Source organism: Brevibacterium iodinum ATCC 49514 (genome assembly GCF_900169265.1).
Classification (GTDB): domain Bacteria; phylum Actinomycetota; class Actinomycetes; order Actinomycetales; family Brevibacteriaceae; genus Brevibacterium; species Brevibacterium iodinum.
Window position 1 is genome coordinate 50,553 of record NZ_FXYX01000007.1, and the last position, 16,528, is coordinate 67,080.

15 protein-coding genes and 2 tRNA genes are annotated in these 16,528 nt (G+C 63.5%); 11 read left to right on the forward strand and 6 right to left on the reverse strand.

The genetic code is table 11. The annotated features are described in order from the left end of the window. Position 1: 1 nt before the first annotated feature. From BI49514_RS07165 to ettA, 5 genes are all read left to right on the forward strand, one after another. Complete coding sequence (locus BI49514_RS07165; RefSeq protein ID WP_101545536.1) at positions 2–1,699, forward strand: dynamin family protein; 1,698 nt, start codon at positions 2–4, stop codon at positions 1,697–1,699. Further along, positions 1,696–3,276 carry a GTPase gene (locus BI49514_RS07170; RefSeq protein WP_101545537.1) on the forward strand — a complete coding sequence of 527 codons (1,581 nt, stop codon included), beginning with the start codon at positions 1,696–1,698 and terminating at the stop codon, positions 3,274–3,276. Before BI49514_RS07165 ends, BI49514_RS07170 begins: the two co-directional genes overlap by 4 nt. 190 nt (positions 3,277–3,466) lie before the next feature. Further along, positions 3,467–4,060, forward strand: coding sequence for a single-stranded DNA-binding protein (locus BI49514_RS07175; protein WP_167443941.1), 594 nt, complete (start codon positions 3,467–3,469; stop codon positions 4,058–4,060). Positions 4,061–4,161: 101 nt separating this feature from the next. Continuing rightward, a complete protein-coding gene (locus tag BI49514_RS07180) occupies positions 4,162–4,887 on the forward strand; it encodes a DUF6993 domain-containing protein (protein ID WP_101545543.1) in 726 nt (241 codons plus the stop codon). Positions 4,888–4,996: 109 nt separating this feature from the next. Continuing rightward, entirely contained in the window at positions 4,997–6,679 is a 1,683-nt protein-coding gene (gene ettA, locus BI49514_RS07185) for an energy-dependent translational throttle protein EttA (protein ID WP_101545545.1), read from the forward strand. 218 nt (positions 6,680–6,897) lie between these two features. Here ettA and BI49514_RS07190 read toward each other — a convergent pair whose 3' ends face one another. Both BI49514_RS07190 and BI49514_RS07195 read right to left on the reverse strand, forming a co-directional pair. Next, positions 6,898–7,143 carry a hypothetical protein gene (locus BI49514_RS07190; RefSeq protein ID WP_229663906.1) on the reverse strand — a complete coding sequence of 82 codons (246 nt, stop codon included), beginning with the start codon at positions 7,141–7,143 and terminating at the stop codon, positions 6,898–6,900. After that, positions 7,140–8,048 (reverse strand): acyl-CoA thioesterase, encoded by a 909-nt coding sequence (locus BI49514_RS07195; protein ID WP_101545548.1) that lies wholly within the window; start codon positions 8,046–8,048, stop codon positions 7,140–7,142. The genes BI49514_RS07190 and BI49514_RS07195 overlap by 4 nt, the downstream gene beginning before the upstream one ends. Before the next feature lie 95 nt (positions 8,049–8,143). On the opposite strand from BI49514_RS07195, the gene BI49514_RS07200 reads away from it, so the two are divergent. After that, positions 8,144–8,686 carry an acyl-CoA thioesterase gene (locus BI49514_RS07200; protein WP_101545676.1) on the forward strand — a complete coding sequence of 181 codons (543 nt, stop codon included), beginning with the start codon at positions 8,144–8,146 and terminating at the stop codon, positions 8,684–8,686. Then, on the forward strand, positions 8,683–9,354 hold the full coding sequence (locus BI49514_RS07205) for a DUF8185 domain-containing protein (protein WP_101545551.1): 672 nt from the start codon (positions 8,683–8,685) through the stop codon (positions 9,352–9,354). Before BI49514_RS07200 ends, BI49514_RS07205 begins: the two co-directional genes overlap by 4 nt. Before the next feature lie 28 nt (positions 9,355–9,382). Here BI49514_RS07205 and BI49514_RS07210 read toward each other — a convergent pair whose 3' ends face one another. Genes BI49514_RS07210 through pepN form a run of 3 tightly spaced genes read right to left on the reverse strand, consistent with a single transcriptional unit; the run spans position 9,383 to position 13,550 of the window. Continuing rightward, entirely contained in the window at positions 9,383–9,784 is a 402-nt protein-coding gene (locus tag BI49514_RS07210) for a globin (RefSeq protein WP_101545553.1), read from the reverse strand. Beyond that, positions 9,768–10,859, reverse strand: coding sequence for a mechanosensitive ion channel family protein (locus BI49514_RS07215; RefSeq protein ID WP_244195081.1), 1,092 nt, complete (start codon positions 10,857–10,859; stop codon positions 9,768–9,770). Before BI49514_RS07215 ends, BI49514_RS07210 begins: the two co-directional genes overlap by 17 nt. A gap of 12 nt (positions 10,860–10,871) precedes the next feature. Continuing rightward, complete coding sequence (gene pepN, locus BI49514_RS07220) at positions 10,872–13,550, reverse strand: aminopeptidase N (RefSeq protein WP_101545556.1); 2,679 nt, start codon at positions 13,548–13,550, stop codon at positions 10,872–10,874. A gap of 193 nt (positions 13,551–13,743) precedes the next feature. Here pepN and BI49514_RS07225 point away from each other — a divergent pair, with 193 nt between their 5' ends. The 3 genes from BI49514_RS07225 to BI49514_RS07235 all read left to right on the forward strand — a co-directional run bounded on the left by BI49514_RS07225 (position 13,744) and on the right by BI49514_RS07235 (position 16,037). Next, on the forward strand, positions 13,744–14,349 hold the full coding sequence (locus tag BI49514_RS07225; RefSeq protein ID WP_101545559.1) for a mycothiol-dependent nitroreductase Rv2466c family protein: 606 nt from the start codon (positions 13,744–13,746) through the stop codon (positions 14,347–14,349). Positions 14,350–14,437: 88 nt separating this feature from the next. After that, positions 14,438–14,911, forward strand: coding sequence for a ribose-5-phosphate isomerase (locus tag BI49514_RS07230; RefSeq protein WP_101545561.1), 474 nt, complete (start codon positions 14,438–14,440; stop codon positions 14,909–14,911). 13 nt (positions 14,912–14,924) lie between these two features. Next, positions 14,925–16,037 carry an alcohol dehydrogenase catalytic domain-containing protein gene (locus BI49514_RS07235; RefSeq protein WP_180954364.1) on the forward strand — a complete coding sequence of 371 codons (1,113 nt, stop codon included), beginning with the start codon at positions 14,925–14,927 and terminating at the stop codon, positions 16,035–16,037. A 153-nt stretch (positions 16,038–16,190) separates the two neighbouring features. Here the strand turns inward: BI49514_RS07235 and BI49514_RS07240 are convergent. Beyond that, positions 16,191–16,264, reverse strand: a tRNA-Pro gene (locus BI49514_RS07240). Between the two features lie 165 nt (positions 16,265–16,429). Between BI49514_RS07240 and BI49514_RS07245 the strand changes: the two genes are divergently transcribed. After that, positions 16,430–16,503, forward strand: a tRNA-Gly gene (locus tag BI49514_RS07245). Positions 16,504–16,528: the final 25 nt, after the last annotated feature.

A 16,528-nucleotide genomic window follows, 5' to 3' on the forward strand; every position in this document is an offset into this window, starting at 1 on the left:
GATGACTGAGAGCAAGAGCGCCGTGACGCCGCCGGTCGGCCAAGCGTTGAACGATATCGTCAAGCGAGTTTCGGAGACGCGCTTCACCCTGCGCAGCGAAGACTTCGCCGACGCTCGCACAGCACACTCGACACTGACTGCGGAACTCAACGACTACGTGCTGCCGCGGATCAATCGTTCGCGGACTCCGTTCCTCATCGCCGTGGGCGGGTCGACAGGTGCCGGCAAATCGACACTGGTCAACTCCCTCGTAGGGCGCAGCGTCAGTCCTGCCGGCGTGCGTCGACCGACGACGGGCAACCCGGTCGTCATCTTCAACCCCGCCGATGCGAAGTTCTTCGAATCAGAGCATTACCTGCCTGACCTGCCGCGCAGCTCCGACCCTCAGTCGGCCATGCCCGGAGTCGTGCTCATCGCCGATGAGAACATCGAAGCGGGCACGGCCATTCTCGATTGTCCGGACATCGACTCCATCTCGGAGACGAACCGTGCGCTCTCGCGCAGGGTGCTGCTCAGCGCCGACCTGTGGCTCTTCGTAACGACGGCGAACCGGTACGCCGATGCCGCACCGTGGGCCCTGTTGAAGACGGCCGCTGCGCGAAGCACTTCGGTGGCCATCGTCCTCGATCGGGTTCCGCCGGAAGCCAACCGCGAGGTCAGGCATCACCTGTCGAGTCTGCTCGCCGATGCAGGACTTGCGAACTCACCGATCTTCTCCGTCGCAGAGCTCGAGCTGGAAGACGGTCTGCTGCCTCATGCAGCGATCTACCCTATTCGCTCCTGGATCTCTCAAGTCGGCACGGAGGGCACCTCACTCGAGCGCATTCGCAATCGCACGCTGACGGGTGCGATCGCTGCGCTGCCCGCACGGGTCAGGGAGCTCGCCGACTTCGCCGAAACTCAGGAACAGGCTCACATCGCCCTGGTCGGCTCAGTGGATAAGAGCTTCCGATCAGCTCAATCCGGGCTCGGCGAAGTCTTCTCCGACGGACGAGTCCTGCACGGCGAGGTCAATGCTCGCTGGCAGGACTTCGTGGGCACAGGCCAGCTCTTCCGCGGACTGGAGCCGACGATGGCTCGAATGCGAGATCGCATCTCCGCTGCGGTGACCGGCAAACATGACGCGGCCACACCATTGCATGTCGCCATCCTGCGCAGCGCGGCCGTGTCCCTGCGCGAACAGGCCATCGACGTGCTCGATGAAGTCAATGCCGAGTGGCGAAACACCGCTGCCGGTGCGGCCCTCATCGAAGATCAGCCTGAACTGCGCACGGTCGGAGCGGGGCTCGAGGACTCAGTGAAGTCGGCGGTGAGCACCTGGTCGGACGAAGTCAACGCGCTTGTGCGCGATATCGGTCAGGGAAAGAAGTCCAAGGCCCGAATCCTCTCCTTCGGCGTTGCCGGAGTCTGCGCTGTCGTCGAATACGCGGCCTTCTGGGATCCGCGGACCTCCCGCGATGGCGGGCAGAACACCCGACAAGGTGCAGGAGTCGCACTCAATCTCGCGGAGACGATCTTCGGAGCCGACGAGGCGGCCAGGCTCATCGCATCGATCCGACAGCGCTTCCTCGACGCGGCTGTGGGCATCGTGGCGGGCTGCCGTACTCCTTTCGACAACGCATTGAGACTATCCGCGGTACCGGCGCGGCAAGCGGGCGCCCTGCGCGCCTCCGGTGAACGACTTGAGGTGGCATTGTGAACAGTTCCGCACAGACCGAGATCCGGCGCCTCGCCGAGGGTATCCGACATGCCCTGTCGCTGAGTGAGGACAAGCTCGGTGGAGACGTTCGCACCGATGCGCAGAATCTGCTCGATCGGGCGGAAGACCGTCTGGGCCTGGGAGAGGACTTCACCGTCGTGGCATTCGCCGGGTCGACGGGCTCCGGCAAATCATCACTGTTCAACGCAGTGGCCGGCCTCGAAATCGCCCGTGTCGGTGTGCGCAGGCCGACGACTTCACGACCGACCGCATGCGTCTGGGGCGAGGGCGGAAACGATGTCCTCGACTGGCTGCATGTGCCCGAACGCAGCCGCACCTGGCGCGAGTCCGCGCTCGATGGCGACGATCAGAGACGCCTGCACGGTCTGATCCTGCTGGATCTGCCCGACCACGACTCCACGGCAGTCGAACACCGTGTCGAGTCGGATCGTCTGGTGGGACTCGTCGATGTCGTGTTCTGGGTCGTCGACCCACAGAAATACGCCGACTTCTCACTGCACTCCGAGTACCTGACCAAACTCGCCGAGAACAGCGGGAACATGGTCGTCGTCCTCAACCAGATCGACAAACTCAGCCCGGAGGAGCGGAGGGCCGCAACCGACCATCTGCGCCAGCTGCTCAACGAGGATGGGCTGAGCGAGACGAATGTGCGCATCTCCTCGGCCGTGACCCGAGAGGGCATCCCGGAGATCCGCAGCATCCTCGCCGACACCGTCGACTCGAACGACGCCGCGGCCGAGAGGCTGTTGGCCGATATGCAGGCGATGGCCAATCGGATCCGGAAGGAACTCGGAGAACCGGTCTCCTCGCCGGACGAATTGGCCGGCGCATCCCGACTGGTCGAGACGATGTCGGAAGCCGCCGGTGTCGAAGCCGTGGCACAGACCGTGCACGATGATTACATCCGCCGTTCCTACCGCAAGACCGGGTATCCCATCCTCGCATGGGCCCAGCGCAATGCGCCCGATCCGCTGGGCGCCAAGCACGGTCAGGACAGAGACGAGCTCGTCCGCGCTTCGGTGCCGGCGACGACGAAGGCGCAGAGCTCCCACGTCCGGCTCATGGCGCACGAACTCATCGCAGAATCCGTGTCGACCATGCCGCAGGCATGGCAGAACGAGGCCGCGGAAGCAGAGAAGAAGAGCACCGACGAGCTGTCGGAGAATCTCGACTCGGCCGTCACGGCTGTGGATATCACTCGCCAGAGCCCCGGTTGGTGGTCGCTGGCACACACCCTGCAGATCATCTTCTTCGTCGCTTCGATCATCGGTCTCCTCGGCATCATCGTCTCCGCCCTCGTCGCCGTAATCGGTTCGGGAGCCCTGCCGACGTGGTGTTGGATCGTCAGCATCGGGCTGTTCGTGATCGGCTGCATCGGTTCATTCGTGACTTCTCTGGTGGCGAAGTCGGCACGGGCCAGAGGCGCGAAGGAGGCGGCATCCGAGGTCGACGGCAAGCTGCGAGATGCGGTCGGCCGCGTCGCGCAGAGCTCGTATCTCAACTCGGTGAAGAGCGTCATCGGAGAGCACCGACGGGCATACGAGATGCTCGGCTGAGACGCAGACGCGCATCTCCGACTCGAACACACCCCGTGGGCGACTCGGACAGTGAAGCCCTGTGGACGGAGAACCTCTGTCCACAGGGCATTTCATGATTCTGGACACTGGAGCGAAGGACCGGGCTGACTGGAGTTCCATGCGGACGCAGACGACCGTATGGTTTCATCACACCGATTTGGAGACACCGATGTCCGCAATCCCGATCACCGTCACCGGCACCATCGCCACCGAGCCGAGCGCACGAACGCTGCCGTCCGGGCGAGCCTGCGCCTCGTTCAGGTTGGCCGTCAACCACTGGAGAGTCGACAAGAACACCGGTGAGTTCGTCCCAGACGGCACCTCGTGGTTCGGAGTCGACTGCTACGGCGACCTGGCGAGCAATTCCGCGATGTCGCTCAACACCGGCGCCGCGGTGATCGTATCGGGCAACCTGAGGAATCGAGAATGGGCCACCGAGGAGCGCAGCGGAATCTCGCCGACGGTGGTCGCCGAGCATATCGGCCCCGACCTGAGGTACGGAACCGCTCATTACAAGCGTGCCAAATCAGCCGACCGCTCACAGTCGACGGCCGGAGAGTCGAACTCTGAGCCATCCGGATCGAACGATTCGGGGTGGAGCGCCTTGGGCCGCGCCGAAACGCCGCCGGACTCCGAATCCGACGGCGACACCGATCATGGCGACATCGTCGATACCGCGAGCGGCGACGATGCCGACATCGACACCGGTGCCGAAGATGATCCGATCGCCCAGGAGACCGCAAAAGCCGCGGCGCCCTTCTGATCGCGCGAATTCCTTGCAGCCTTGTCGAATCGATGCGCCTCGCGGCTCGTGTCATCCGCTAGAGTGAGACTGTCAATCGTCCCCTCCCGCCGAGGTTGCAGATGCGTCTTGTTCCTGTGCTGAGTGCTGCGGCACTGACTCTGGCATTGTCGGGCTGTTCGCTTCTCGGCTTCGGTGCCGATGATTCGCAGCCGCAGCCGAAACAGACCGAGGCGAAGCCCGTTGCCGAAGTCGACAAGGTGCTCAAGGCACTCAAACCGCTGACGGGTAACAAGGAATCGGTGCCGTCGACGAAGAAGTTCTTCTCCACGATGCTCGACGCCGGCTATGAGCCCGAACAGCTCGAGGCGACGATCGACGAATCGCCGCTCGGCAATGAAGTCCCTTCGAAGATGTTCGGAGTCAAGACCGACAAGGGCTGCGTCGTCGGCGAGATCCGGAAAGGCAAAGCCACGGCCGACCTCGTCCAGCCCACCGAATCGACGGGCTCCTGCCTGTTCGGCGAAGTGGAACGGCCGAAAGGTGTCAAAGCACCGAAGGGCGAGAAGCGCGACGAAGACGGTGACTCGAACGGTGCCGGCCACCTGCCCGGTGAGGACATCAACGGCAAGGACGGTGAAACCGAGAGCCCCGCGCCGAGTGAAGACGACTCCGCGTCGGCAAGCACCGGGGGAGCGGAAGGGACTGCGGGCTCAGAAGGCACCGACAGTGCCCAAGGCACCGACGGTTCTCAGGGCACCGATGGGTCCTCCGGTGAGGGCAGATCCGAGGAGACCTCGAGCGACGGTGGCACTTCGGGTGAAGCCCCGTCTCTCGGCGGAGGCTGAGCACTCCCCAACGCAGGTCGGACCGCCTCGGCGGAAGTTCGGTTATCCTCGGCGGATGCCGAGCGTCAAGTGGCGCTGGGGTGCGCCGAACCGATAGCCTGAGTACACTATGGCCGAATTCATCTACACCATGCACAAGGCGCGCAAAGCGCACGGTGACAAAGTCATCCTCGACGACGTATCGATGTCGTTCTACCCCGGAGCGAAGATCGGTATGGTCGGCCCCAACGGCGCCGGCAAATCAACCATTCTGAAGATCATGGCGGGTATCGAGCAGCCCTCTAACGGTGAAGCTCGACTCAGCCCCGGGTACTCGGTGGGCATCCTCATGCAGGAGCCGCCCCTGAATGAAGAGAAGACCGTCCTCGGCAACGTCGAAGAAGGCGTCGGCGAGATCAAAGCAAAGGTCGACCGTTTCAATGCCATCTCCGAGGAGATGGCCGATCCCGATGCGGACTTCGACTCCCTCATGGAAGAGATGGGCAAGCTGCAGGAGGCCATCGACGCCGCTGACGCTTGGGATCTCGACTCCCAGCTCGAACAGGCGATGGACGCTCTGCGGTGCCCGCCGCCGGACGCGGACGTCTCTGTGCTCTCCGGTGGTGAACGACGCCGTGTGGCACTGTGCAAGCTTCTGCTCGAGAAGCCCGATCTGCTGCTCCTCGACGAGCCGACGAACCACCTCGATGCGGAATCGGTGCTGTGGCTCGAGCAGCACCTGAAGACCTACCCGGGCGCTGTCATCGCGATCACCCACGATAGGTATTTCCTCGACCACGTGGCAGAATGGATCGCCGAAGTCGACCGTGGGCATCTCTACCCCTATGAGGGCAACTACTCGACTTACCTCGAGAAGAAGCAGGAGCGCCTTCAGGTCCAGGGCAAGAAGGACGCGAAACTCGCCAAGCGGCTGAAAGACGAACTCGAATGGGTGCGTTCGAACCCGAAGGCGAAGCAGACGAAGTCGAAGGCACGTCTGGCCCGTTACGAGGAGATGGCGGCCGAGGCGGAGAAGACGCAGAAGCTCGACTTCGAAGAGATTCAGATTCCAGCCGGCCCCCGCCTCGGTGATGTCGTCATCGAAGCGGACAAGATCGAAAAGGGCTTCGATGGGCGCAAACTCATCGACGGCCTGAGCTTCTCCCTGCCGCGCAACGGCATCGTCGGCGTCATCGGACCCAACGGCGTCGGAAAGTCGACGCTGTTCAAGACGATCGTTGGTATGGAAGAGCTCGACGGCGGAGATCTCAAGGTCGGAGAGACCGTGAAGATCTCCTATGTCGACCAGTCCCGCGGCGGAATCGATCCGGACAAGAACCTGTGGGAGGTCGTCTCCGACGGACTCGACTTCATCCAGGTGGGCAAGGTGGAGATGCCCTCCCGTGCCTATGTCTCCGCGTTCGGATTCAAAGGCCCGGACCAGCAGAAGAAGGCCGGAGTCCTCTCCGGCGGTGAGCGCAACCGCCTCAACCTCGCACTCACCCTCAAACAGGGCGGAAACCTGCTCCTGCTTGATGAGCCGACGAACGACCTCGATGTCGAAACCCTCGGCTCGCTGGAGAACGCCCTGCTCGAGTTCCCCGGCTGCGCCGTGGTCGTCTCGCACGATCGCTGGTTCCTCGACCGTGTGGCCACGCACATCCTCGCGTGGGAAGGCACAGAGGAGAACCCTGCGAACTGGTACTGGTTCGAAGGCAACTTCGAAGCCTATGAGAAGAACAAGGTCGAGCGACTCGGCGAAGATGCGGCCCGCCCGCACCGAGTCACCCACCGTCGTCTCACCCGAGACTGAGCTCAGTTCGGTCTGAGCCGAACCGGTTCCGACTCTTCTTTCGCATCTTTTGGATACAGTGATGCCCCAGTCATAGAGACCGGGGCATCACTCTATCCGTGCGGAACAGGTGGACGATGAACGCGCCCGCACAGAATCGGCGGGAGACGTGCGCTGCGTCCGCTGGCGGACCGTCCAAAACGAGCCGGCCCGAAGCCTCGACCGAATGAGGAGAAGAGTCAGTCCTCTGAGCGGCGGGTTAGTCCGCCGAGGTTCGCGATCCCTCTGAACAGCAGACGGACGAGAATCGTACCGATGACTCCACATACGACTGCCAACAGCCCGCAGACCGCCACATGCAGATCCGTGCGTCCCATGAACGCCACGAGGCTGAGCAACCCGATGACGAGGAAAAGCGCCACGTTGACCAGCCGGCTGAGGATGGTGCCGATGATGTCCATCATCGTCGGGTCCTTACTCGTCACTGAACCTCCTTGACCCGGACCATGCCTTCCTGGGCAACAGTGGCCAGCAGGGTCCCGTCCTGAGCGAAGATACGGCCGTAGCCGAGACCGCGCCCGCCCTGTGCGGCAGGAGACTCCTGCACATAGAGCATCCAGTCGTCGACGCGCACCCGGTGGTGCCACCACATCGCATGGTCGAGGCTGGCTACCCGCAGCCCCGGGGTTCGCCACGTCAGTTCGTGATGACGAAGGACAGGTTCGAGCAGGTTGAAGTCACTGGCATAGGCCAGAGCCGCGGCATTGAGCACTGGATCGTCGCCGAATCTCGAACTGGCTCGGAACCAGGAATGCTGTTCGGCGATCGAGGGATCCGAGACGCCCGAGGTGTGCAGAGACGGCTCGACAGGACGGACTTCGAAGGGACGCTTCCTCAGCCAGTCGCTGACGACCGGAGAATCCTCGTCACCGATATAGTCAAGCAGTTCCGGGCAGTCCTCGGGAGCAGGCAGACCGGTCGGCATCTGCTCGGCATGGCTGAGACCCGGCTGGTCGTCCTGGAACGAAGCGCTCAATGACAGGATCGGCGCGCCCTTCTGATATGCGTGGACGCGGCGGGCAGAGAACGAACGGCCGTCGCGCAGCCGCTCGACGCCGAATTCGATGGGCTCACTGACATCGCCGGCGCGCAGGAAATATCCGTGGAGCGAATGGATCAGGCGGTCACTGGGGAGTGTGGCGGCCGCTGCGATGACACACTGCGCGAGCACCTGCCCGCCGAAGACTCGACCGTCGGGTTTGTACTGACTGTGCCCGATGAAGAAGTCCGTTTCGCTGGACGCCGCAGTGAACTCGAGCCGACGCAGATCGAGGATCTCGTGCAGCCGAGCTACGTTCGCCTCCGCTTCGGAGGATGCTTCGTCGGTCATGGGCTTCTCCCTCGGATGACTGGGCCAATCGTGCGTACGAGTCACGATCCTATCGCGTGCGGCACCGTCGTGAGGAAGGTGGCATGATGGGAGGCATGCACTCTGGCGCCACCAACCCCCTTCTCGACGAATTCACCCGCGTACTGTTGGAACTGAGATGGGGTGATATGGACGTCTACGGCCACGTGAACAACGTCACCCAGCTCAAACTGCTGGAAGAGGCTCGCGTCCGTGCCCTCGGCTCTCCTACCCACAGCTCCGATGCACCGACCACGCCGGGAGAGCACGGGGTGACCGAGACGGTCAGCGGGGTCGAGATACCGACGGTCTTCGCCGACGCCTCTGCCACCACCGAGCTGCTCGTGGCCTCCCACGCCATCGAATACCGTGCCCCGATTCCCTATCGGACCGGACCCATCGCCGTCGATCTCGTCATCAGCGAAGTCCGACCCGCCTCGGTGACGGTGGGCTATGTCATCTGCGAACCGGACGGTTCGCGGACCTACACGGTCGCCGAGACCGTCATCGTCTTCATCGACATCGACAGCGGTCGGCCACGGCGCCTCAGGGAAGCCGAGACCGTCGCCATGGAATCGGTGCTCGGTACACCGGTGCCGCTGCGGAGGGCCCGACGATGACGGATCTGCATATCAGCGACCCGCTGGCGATGCGGGATCTCTCCGCCTTCGCTTCTCTGGCGCACAGGGCAGATGCTGACGGAGCGATGCGACTGCAGGTCGCCTCCGACGTCCTGGCCGCCACCGTGGCACCGCTGTTCCCGCACGGACTCGGCGATTCGACACCGCTGGTGCTGGCCATGCGTATGCTGCGCCTGGACGATCACGAACAGGACGGATTCGACGAGGCGGTGCCGCTGTCGAATCTGCTCGACCGCTTCGCCCGAGACGAGAATGGAACCACTCTGCCGGTGCCGCCGAACTCGGTGCTCGTGTCGTGGACCGGGATCGCGCCTCCGCGCGGAGGCTGGTCCGAGTACGACACGATCAGCGTCGGGCGGCTCCACGAGACTGCGGAGTCAGGGATCGCCGAGATCAGCACCGGTGCGCCCGAGGGTTCTGGGGGACACGCGGTCAAGGCTCTGCGTTCACGGGTGTGGTCACGTCCGATGGCGGGCGAGCAGGGAACCGGGATGCCAGGAGGATTGGCCTTCGCCGCCGCTGCGCTGCGCTTCATTCCACCCGCGGGACGCGACGACGACCGTCAGCTGCGCATCATGGAAGCCGGAGGCTGGCTGCGTCTTGTGGCCCCAGGCGGTCACCTTCTCACGCGTGCCCGCGGACTGTGATCAGCGGTCTATGCTCACCGGACTGTGATCACCGGATGTTCGGGTTAGTATTCACCATCGCGGTCGCTGCCCGCTGGAAGTAGTCCCAGAGCATCTCGTCGTACAGCGGCGGCAGGCTCACGTCGTCAAGAGCCGCACGCATGCACCGCAGCCAGCGGTCCCGGGCATCGAAATCGATCGGATAGTCGAAATGCCGCATCCGCAGTCGCGGGTGACCTCGCTGCTCCTGGTAGGTCGACGGACCCCCGAAGTACTGCTCGAGGAACATCTGCAGACGTTGCTTCGCCCCCTCCAGCTCATGGCCGTCGGGATACATCGCAATGAGCTGAGCATCCGCATCGACATGCTGGTAGAACACGTCGACGAGGCGGGTGAACGTGTCATGCCCGCCGACAGCCTCGAAGATGGAACCGTCAGTTGTCTGCGACATCGCTCGATCCTTCACTGGGGGAGTCCTCCTGCACGGTGCTGCGGATCTCCTGGTCACCGGGCAGAGGCGAGGGATTCTCGGAATCCTCGGCGACGGCCGGAGCCATCGCCTTCTCCTGGGCGGGCAGGGTGCGCAGAACCGTCTCCTGCACCATACCGATCTGTCCGCCGCGCTTGGCCAGCTGGGTCATCAGTTCGGCACGGAAGGCACGCTCGACCATCCACTGCAGGTTCGGCTTGGTCTTGACCATGGTGCGGATGACCCGGTGGGAGCCCGACAGCGACTGGACGCCGGCGATCTCGGGATCCTCCAACATCGCATTGACCAGCTCGGGATCCTTCCGCAGAGAGCGCGTGATGTCCGCGGTCATCTCGCGGTACTCATCCATCGAGGTCCGGTAGTCGAGCGGGATGTCGAGCACGGCACGAGCCCAACCCTGAGACAGGTTGCCCACACGCAGGATCTCGCCGTTGCGCACATGCCACAGGGTGCCGGTGAGGTCACGGATCTGGGTGCGGCGCAGGCCGACGTCCTCGACTTCGCCGACGGCTTCGCCGAGGTCGACGGTGTCACCGATTCCATACTGGTCTTCGATGACGATGAAGAATCCCGACAGGTAGTCGCGGACGAGCTCCTGAGCACCGAAGGCGATGGCAACACCGGCGATACCGGCAGAAGCGAGAATCGGGGCGATGTTGAAGCTCAGCGCATCGAGGATCATGAGGACCGCGATGACACTGACGAGGATCGTAGTCACCGACGACAGCATGCGCCCCACGGTCTTCGCCCGCCGGGCTCGACGCTGCTTGATCGTCTGCTCATCGATCCCGGCCCGCTGGGCCTCCATCGCGGTGGCGGAGAACTTCGCTCGGCCCGCGCTTTCGGCCTTCTCGCTGCCGACCGTGCCCTTGGCCACAGCGGTGGTGAACCGGCGGAGGAAGAGCCGGAGGATGAGGTTGACGACGATGGCGCCGATGATGATCACGGTGATCTTCAGCGGAGCGCCGAGGAGAAACATTGCCCAGTCGAAGTCACTTGCGTTCTGAACAGCGGAATCTATTGCTTCGGTTGTCATGATCTTTCGAGACTAACTGTGAAGGTTCAATGATCCCTTGGAAGCGCTGGATACACGCTGAACCTGCAGCGCCCGCTTCGCATCGGCGAGGTTCTCCCGCATCAGCCGCACCAGGCCCTTCGGCGCTGACGGGTGATCGTCGAGCCACTGTGACGTGGCGTCGACTGTGGCAGAACTCACCGGTGGGTACAGCCGCAGAGTCATCGTCTGCGCCATCTCCAGTGTGCGCGTCTCCCACCAGCCTGCCACCCGTGCGAAGTATTCGTCGGCGAACGTCCGCAGCGGTGACTCTGCGGCGATGGAATCCCCGGAGGTCGTCTGCAGCCCGGTTCCGAAGCCGAGAGCGAGCGCCCCGAGTTCCGAGTTCGGCAGATCTGCATCGTCGACCATTCGTGTGAAGGTCTGCGATTTCGACTCCGAGGTGGGGCGGCTGGCCCGTGCTGTCGCGGCGTGGCGGACGCCGGTGGCGCTGGGATCTCTGCGGCTCATCTCCCCGACGATCGAATCGTCGACGGCGTCGTTCGAACACAGACCGATGATGATCTCCCATGTGAGATCGGTGTCCAGGGCGATCCCGTAGACGCGTTCGGTCTCCGGTCGCAGCCACGACTTCAGCCGATCCAACTGAACGGAGGTGGTCGCGTGACGGATGAATCCGCGCACGAACTGGAAGGCCTGGTCCGATCCTTCCTCGGTCGCCTCGAGGACCTCGATGAAACGGTCAGCCACCTCGGCGTGCATCGCCTCGCGCTCCTGCGGCGGCAGGTACGAGCTGACCGCGGTGTCGAGCTGGCGCATCTGTGTGAGCAGTCCGGAGGAATGGGTGATGGCGCCCAGGTGGGTGAGCACAGTGTTGATGTAGTCGTGGACGGGCCGTTCGCCGTCCCGGACCTCATCCCACAGCGTTGCCAGTACGAGGAGCTGGGTGAGCGAATCGTCGAAGTCGCCCAGTCTGTTCGCCGCCGTGTCCATGCTGCGGGCGTCGAAGCGGACCTTCGCATAGCTGAGATCGGCGTCGTTGACGACGACGACATCGGGCAGAGCCAGGCCTCGGGCCTCGTCCACCTCTGCGGATTCTCCGTCGATGTCGAGGGGGAACGAATAGGTGCGTTGCAGACGTCCCTGTCCGTTGTCCGAATAGAATCCGACGGCCAACCGGTGCGGACGCAGCGATGGGGTCGGCTGACCCGGAATCGACCAAGGCTTCTGAGTCACGCGCAGGCTCGAGATCGTCTGCTCGTCCGTTCCCGATGCCTCTGCCGTGCCGTCACCGGCTTCGGTGGTGACGACGGCTTCGAGGAGGTTGACCCCGGATTCCTCAAGCCACAGCTTCGACCAGCTCTCCAGATCCCTGCCCGAGGTGGCCTCGAGCTCGTTGAGGAGATCGGAGAGTTCGGTGTTCGACCACGCATGTTTGTCGAAGTAGCTCTTGAGGCCGGAGAAGAACTCCTCGCGACCGACCCAGGCCACGAGCTGTTTGAGCACGGAAGCGCCCTTGGCGTAGGTGATCCCATCGAAGTTGACCTCGACATCGGCAAGGTCGTCGATCGGGGCGACGATCGGATGCGTGCTCGGCAGCTGATCCTGCCGGTAGGCCCACGACTTCTCGATCGTGGCGAAGGTCGTCCACGCATCAGCGAATTCGGTGGCCTCGGCCGTCGCCAGCGTCGACATGAACTCGGCGAAGGACTCGTTGAGCCACAGATCGTTCCACCAGCGCATGGTGACGAGATCACCGAACCACATATGGGCGAGCTCGTGGAGGATCGTGACGGTCCGGCGTTCGACAAGAGCCTCGGTGGGACGTGACCGGAACACATAGTTCTCGAGGATCGTCACGGCACCGGCGTTCTCCATCGCTCCGGCATTGAACTCGGGCACGAAGAGCTGATCGTACTTCTCGAACGAGTAGGAGACACCGAATTCGCGTTCGAAGAACTCGAAGCCGGCCTTCGTGATCCGGAACAGCTTCGTCGCATCGAGGTGTTCGAGCAAAGACGCGCGGCAGTACAGTCCCAGAGGAACAATCGAACCGTCGGAGGATGTCAGCTGCGAATGCACGGACTCGTACGGGCCGGCGATGATCGCGGTGATATACGACGAGATCGGCGTGGTCGGGGCGAACTGCCACACCGCCATGCCCTCCTGCGGTTCCTCTCCTAGCTCGGCGAAGGTCTCCTTCGGATCGCTCGGAGTCGGAGTGGGGGAGTTCGAGACGACGGTCCACTTCTCCGGTGCGATCACGGTGAAGGAGTACGGAGATTTGATATCGGGCTGCTCGAACACGGGGAAGACCCGGCGTGCGTCAGGGACTTCGAACTGAGAGTAGAGGTAGACCTCGTCATCGATCGGGTCGACGAATCGGTGCAGACCCTCTCCGGTGTTCATATAGGTGAAATGTGCATCGACGATGAGTTCGTTCTCAGCGGCGAGGCCGGGAAGGGTGATGCGGGCCGGTGCGACCACCTCGGCGAGGTCGAGGTCGGTGCCGTTGAGGCGGACGCGCTCGACACTGGAGGTGATGGCGTCGATGAACGTCGTCGAGTCCGCTGTCGCAGTGAACCGGATACGTGAACGGACGCGGAAACTCTCACCAACTCCTGTGAGGATCAGGGTGTGCTCGTAGCTCGAGACGTCCACGATGGATGAACGTTCGCGTGCTTCGTCGCGGGTGAGATTGTATTGCGGCACAGTGAGGTGACCTTCGCTTCGGGAACCGGGTGTACTCGATCATTCTTTCATGGACACGCTTCACTGCGGCGGTGTCGGGGCGACTGATCGCGACTCGGCCACCGTCACCGAGGATGGCGGGTCTTGATAGATTGAGCACTGACACGGTGGGTGCCCGGCACGGGACCCGCAAACGTTTGACGGAGGAGAGACAGTGAGCAAGGAAACACTCGATCTGTGGTTCGACACGGCCTGTCCGTGGGCATGGATGACTTCACGCTGGGGACTCGAAGTGGCGAAGGTCCGCGACGTCGAGGTGAAGTTCCACCCGATGAGCCTGAACTTCCTCAACCGTGACAAGGACATTCCCGAGGACTACCGCGCACTGATGAACCGGGCCCTGGCCCCGATGCGCATCGTCACCGCTGCGATCGCCGAGCACGGTGAGGAGATCGCCGAACCGCTCTACACCGCGATCGGCACAAGGATCCATCCGGGTGGAGAGAAGGACTTCGAGAAGGCAGTGTCTGAGGCTCTTGCCGAACTGCAGCTGCCCGCCGATCTCATGAAGTACGGTGAAACAGATCACTACGATGCTCAGCTCCAGGCCTCCCACGACGAGGCTCTGAGCCTGGTCGGCGACGATGTCGGCACACCGATCTGCCGCGTCGCCGGAACCGCGTTCTTCGGCCCTGTCGTCACCCCCGCTCCGAAGGGGGAGGACGCCGGACGCCTCTTCGACGGAGTCCTCGCGGTCGCCTCGACGCCGGGATTCTTCGAGCTCAAGCGCACCCGCGACCAGGGGCCGAACTTCGACTGAGCTATTCGCGCCGAACCAGCGGCCGCGACTGAACAGTCCGTTCCCGCAGCGGGCTCAACTGATACGGATTCCACCGAAAGGCAGACAAATGAAGGTTCACCTCGGCACCGACCACGCCGGATTCGAATTCAAGGAGGTGCTCAAGGCGCACCTCGAGTCAGCCGGGCACGACGTCGTCGACCACGGCGCCCACGAGTACGACGCTCTTGATGACTACCCGGCATTCTGCATCGCCGCGGCACAGGGCGCCGTCGATGACCAGGCAGCCGGCGTCGACGCTCTCGGAGTCGTGATCGGCGGATCGGGCAACGGCGAACAGATGGCCGCCAACCTCGTCAAGGGTGCACGCACCGCTCTGGCCTGGAACCCGGAGATCTCGAAGCTGGCCCGTCAGCACAACAATGCTCAGATCGTCGCCGTCGGTGCCCGCCAGCACCCGGAAGCCGAGGCCATCGCCATCGTCGACGCCTTCTTGGCCGAGCCGTTCTCCGGCGATGAGCGCCACGAACGCCGCATCAGCATCATGTCGAAGTATGAGGAGCAGGGCCAGCAGGCTCTGTAAGAGGGAGAACACTGTGAAGATCCACGGCGCTGTGCTGCGCGAGAAGGAACGGCCTCGGCCATTTGCGCAGTCGAAACCGATTGCGTTAGAGAGCCTCGAACTCGATGAGCCGAGGCCCGGTGAGGTGCTCATCCGAATGACGGCTGCCGGAGTCTGCCATTCGGACCTCTCCGTCGTCGACGGCAACCGTCCCCGGCCTCTGCCGATGCTGCTCGGTCACGAAGGGGCAGGAGTCGTCGAGAAACTCGGCGACGGCGTCGATGATCTCGAGATCGGGCAGCAGGTCGTCACAGTGTTCCTGCCTCGCTGCGGGGAATGCGCGAACTGCCGCACTGACGGCAAACTGCCCTGCACTCCAGGCAGTGCGACGAACGGAGCCGGAACGCTGCCGTTCGACGGTCACAAGGTGCGTCTCCACGACGACACCGGCGCAGAGGTGCTCCACCACCTCGGTGCCTCAGTGTTCGCCTCGCATGCGGTTCTCAACCGCGCCTCCGTGGTTCCCGTCGACGACGACGTTCCCGCCTCCATCGCGGCTGTGCTCGGCTGCGCCGTGCTCACCGGCGGGGGAGCGGTGCTCAACGCGGGACGGCCGGAACCGGATGACGAGGTGATGATCGTCGGCCTCGGCGGAGTCGGAATGGCCGCACTCATCACCGCGCTGTCCATCGAGTCGGCCGGAGTCATCGGCGTCGACGCGAACCCCGACAAGCTCGTGCGGGCGAAGGAACTCGGCGCCGTCGAGGTCTTCACTCCCGAGCAGCTGGGGGAGCGGAAGGCACCGATCGTTATCGAGTGCGTGGGCCATCCTCGAGCCTTCGAGACCGCGTTCTCAGCCACCGCCGTCGGCGGGACGACCGTGACGGTCGGGCTCCCCGCTCCGGATGCGCAGTCACATATCACCCCGGTGACCCTGACTGCGGAGGCCCGGACCGTGATCGGCTCCTATCTGGGGTCGGCAGTGCCGAGTCGGGATATCCCCGTCTATGCCCAGCTGTGGAGGGAAGGCAAGCTGCCCGTCGAGGAGCTCATCTCCGACACGATCGGCCTGAACGAGCTCAACGAGGCCTTCGACGCGCTCTCCGACGGGACGGTCGTCAGGCAGGTCATCGACTTCGAGGCGTGAGCCTCACCTGAGATGTCTCCTTTGGTACTACCTGACGGCGGCTGAGCAACCTAGCGCCAGGTATCTGGGCCGCCCTCAGGTAGTAATTGGGGGCCAGCGTAGTTGGGCACGAGAAAGCCGCCCGGACCGATCGGTCCGGGCGGCTGAAGTCTGTCGGGATGACAGGATTTGAACCTGCGACCCTCTGTTCCCAAAACAGATGCGCTACCAAGCTGCGCCACATCCCGCGACGGCTCCTATCTAACCACAGGCGGGTCGCGACGTGCACCTTGCGAATCGCGCAAACCCGTCAATGCGACACACCTCACAGTGAGATAGCAGGGGTGACGCAGGTCACCGAATGTCGATTTGGCGCTCGACGAAGTTCTCGACTATAGTCGAACTCGCAACACGGGGATGTAGCTCAATGGTAGAGCCTCAGTCTTCCAAACTGATGGTGCGGGTTCGATTCCCGTCATCCCCTCCACAAGCCGGTCTGACCTGATGGTTAG

Coding starts and splice junctions, on each gene's coding strand:
- BI49514_RS07215 (WP_244195081.1), bottom strand. CDS start 10,859: ATGACAACCGAAGCAATAGATTCCGCTGTTCAGAACGCAAGTGACTTC.
- BI49514_RS07210 (WP_101545553.1), bottom strand. CDS start 9,784: ATGTCGCAGACAACTGACGGTTCCATCTTCGAGGCTGTCGGCGGGCAT.
- BI49514_RS07180 (WP_101545543.1), top strand. CDS start 4,162: ATGCGTCTTGTTCCTGTGCTGAGTGCTGCGGCACTGACTCTGGCATTG.
- BI49514_RS07230 (WP_101545561.1), top strand. CDS start 14,438: ATGAAGGTTCACCTCGGCACCGACCACGCCGGATTCGAATTCAAGGAG.
- BI49514_RS07200 (WP_101545676.1), top strand. CDS start 8,144: ATGCACTCTGGCGCCACCAACCCCCTTCTCGACGAATTCACCCGCGTA.
- BI49514_RS07175 (WP_167443941.1), top strand. CDS start 3,467: ATGTCCGCAATCCCGATCACCGTCACCGGCACCATCGCCACCGAGCCG.
- BI49514_RS07195 (WP_101545548.1), bottom strand. CDS start 8,048: ATGACCGACGAAGCATCCTCCGAAGCGGAGGCGAACGTAGCTCGGCTG.
- ettA (WP_101545545.1), top strand. CDS start 4,997: ATGGCCGAATTCATCTACACCATGCACAAGGCGCGCAAAGCGCACGGT.
- BI49514_RS07205 (WP_101545551.1), top strand. CDS start 8,683: ATGACGGATCTGCATATCAGCGACCCGCTGGCGATGCGGGATCTCTCC.
- BI49514_RS07165 (WP_101545536.1), top strand. CDS start 2: ATGACTGAGAGCAAGAGCGCCGTGACGCCGCCGGTCGGCCAAGCGTTG.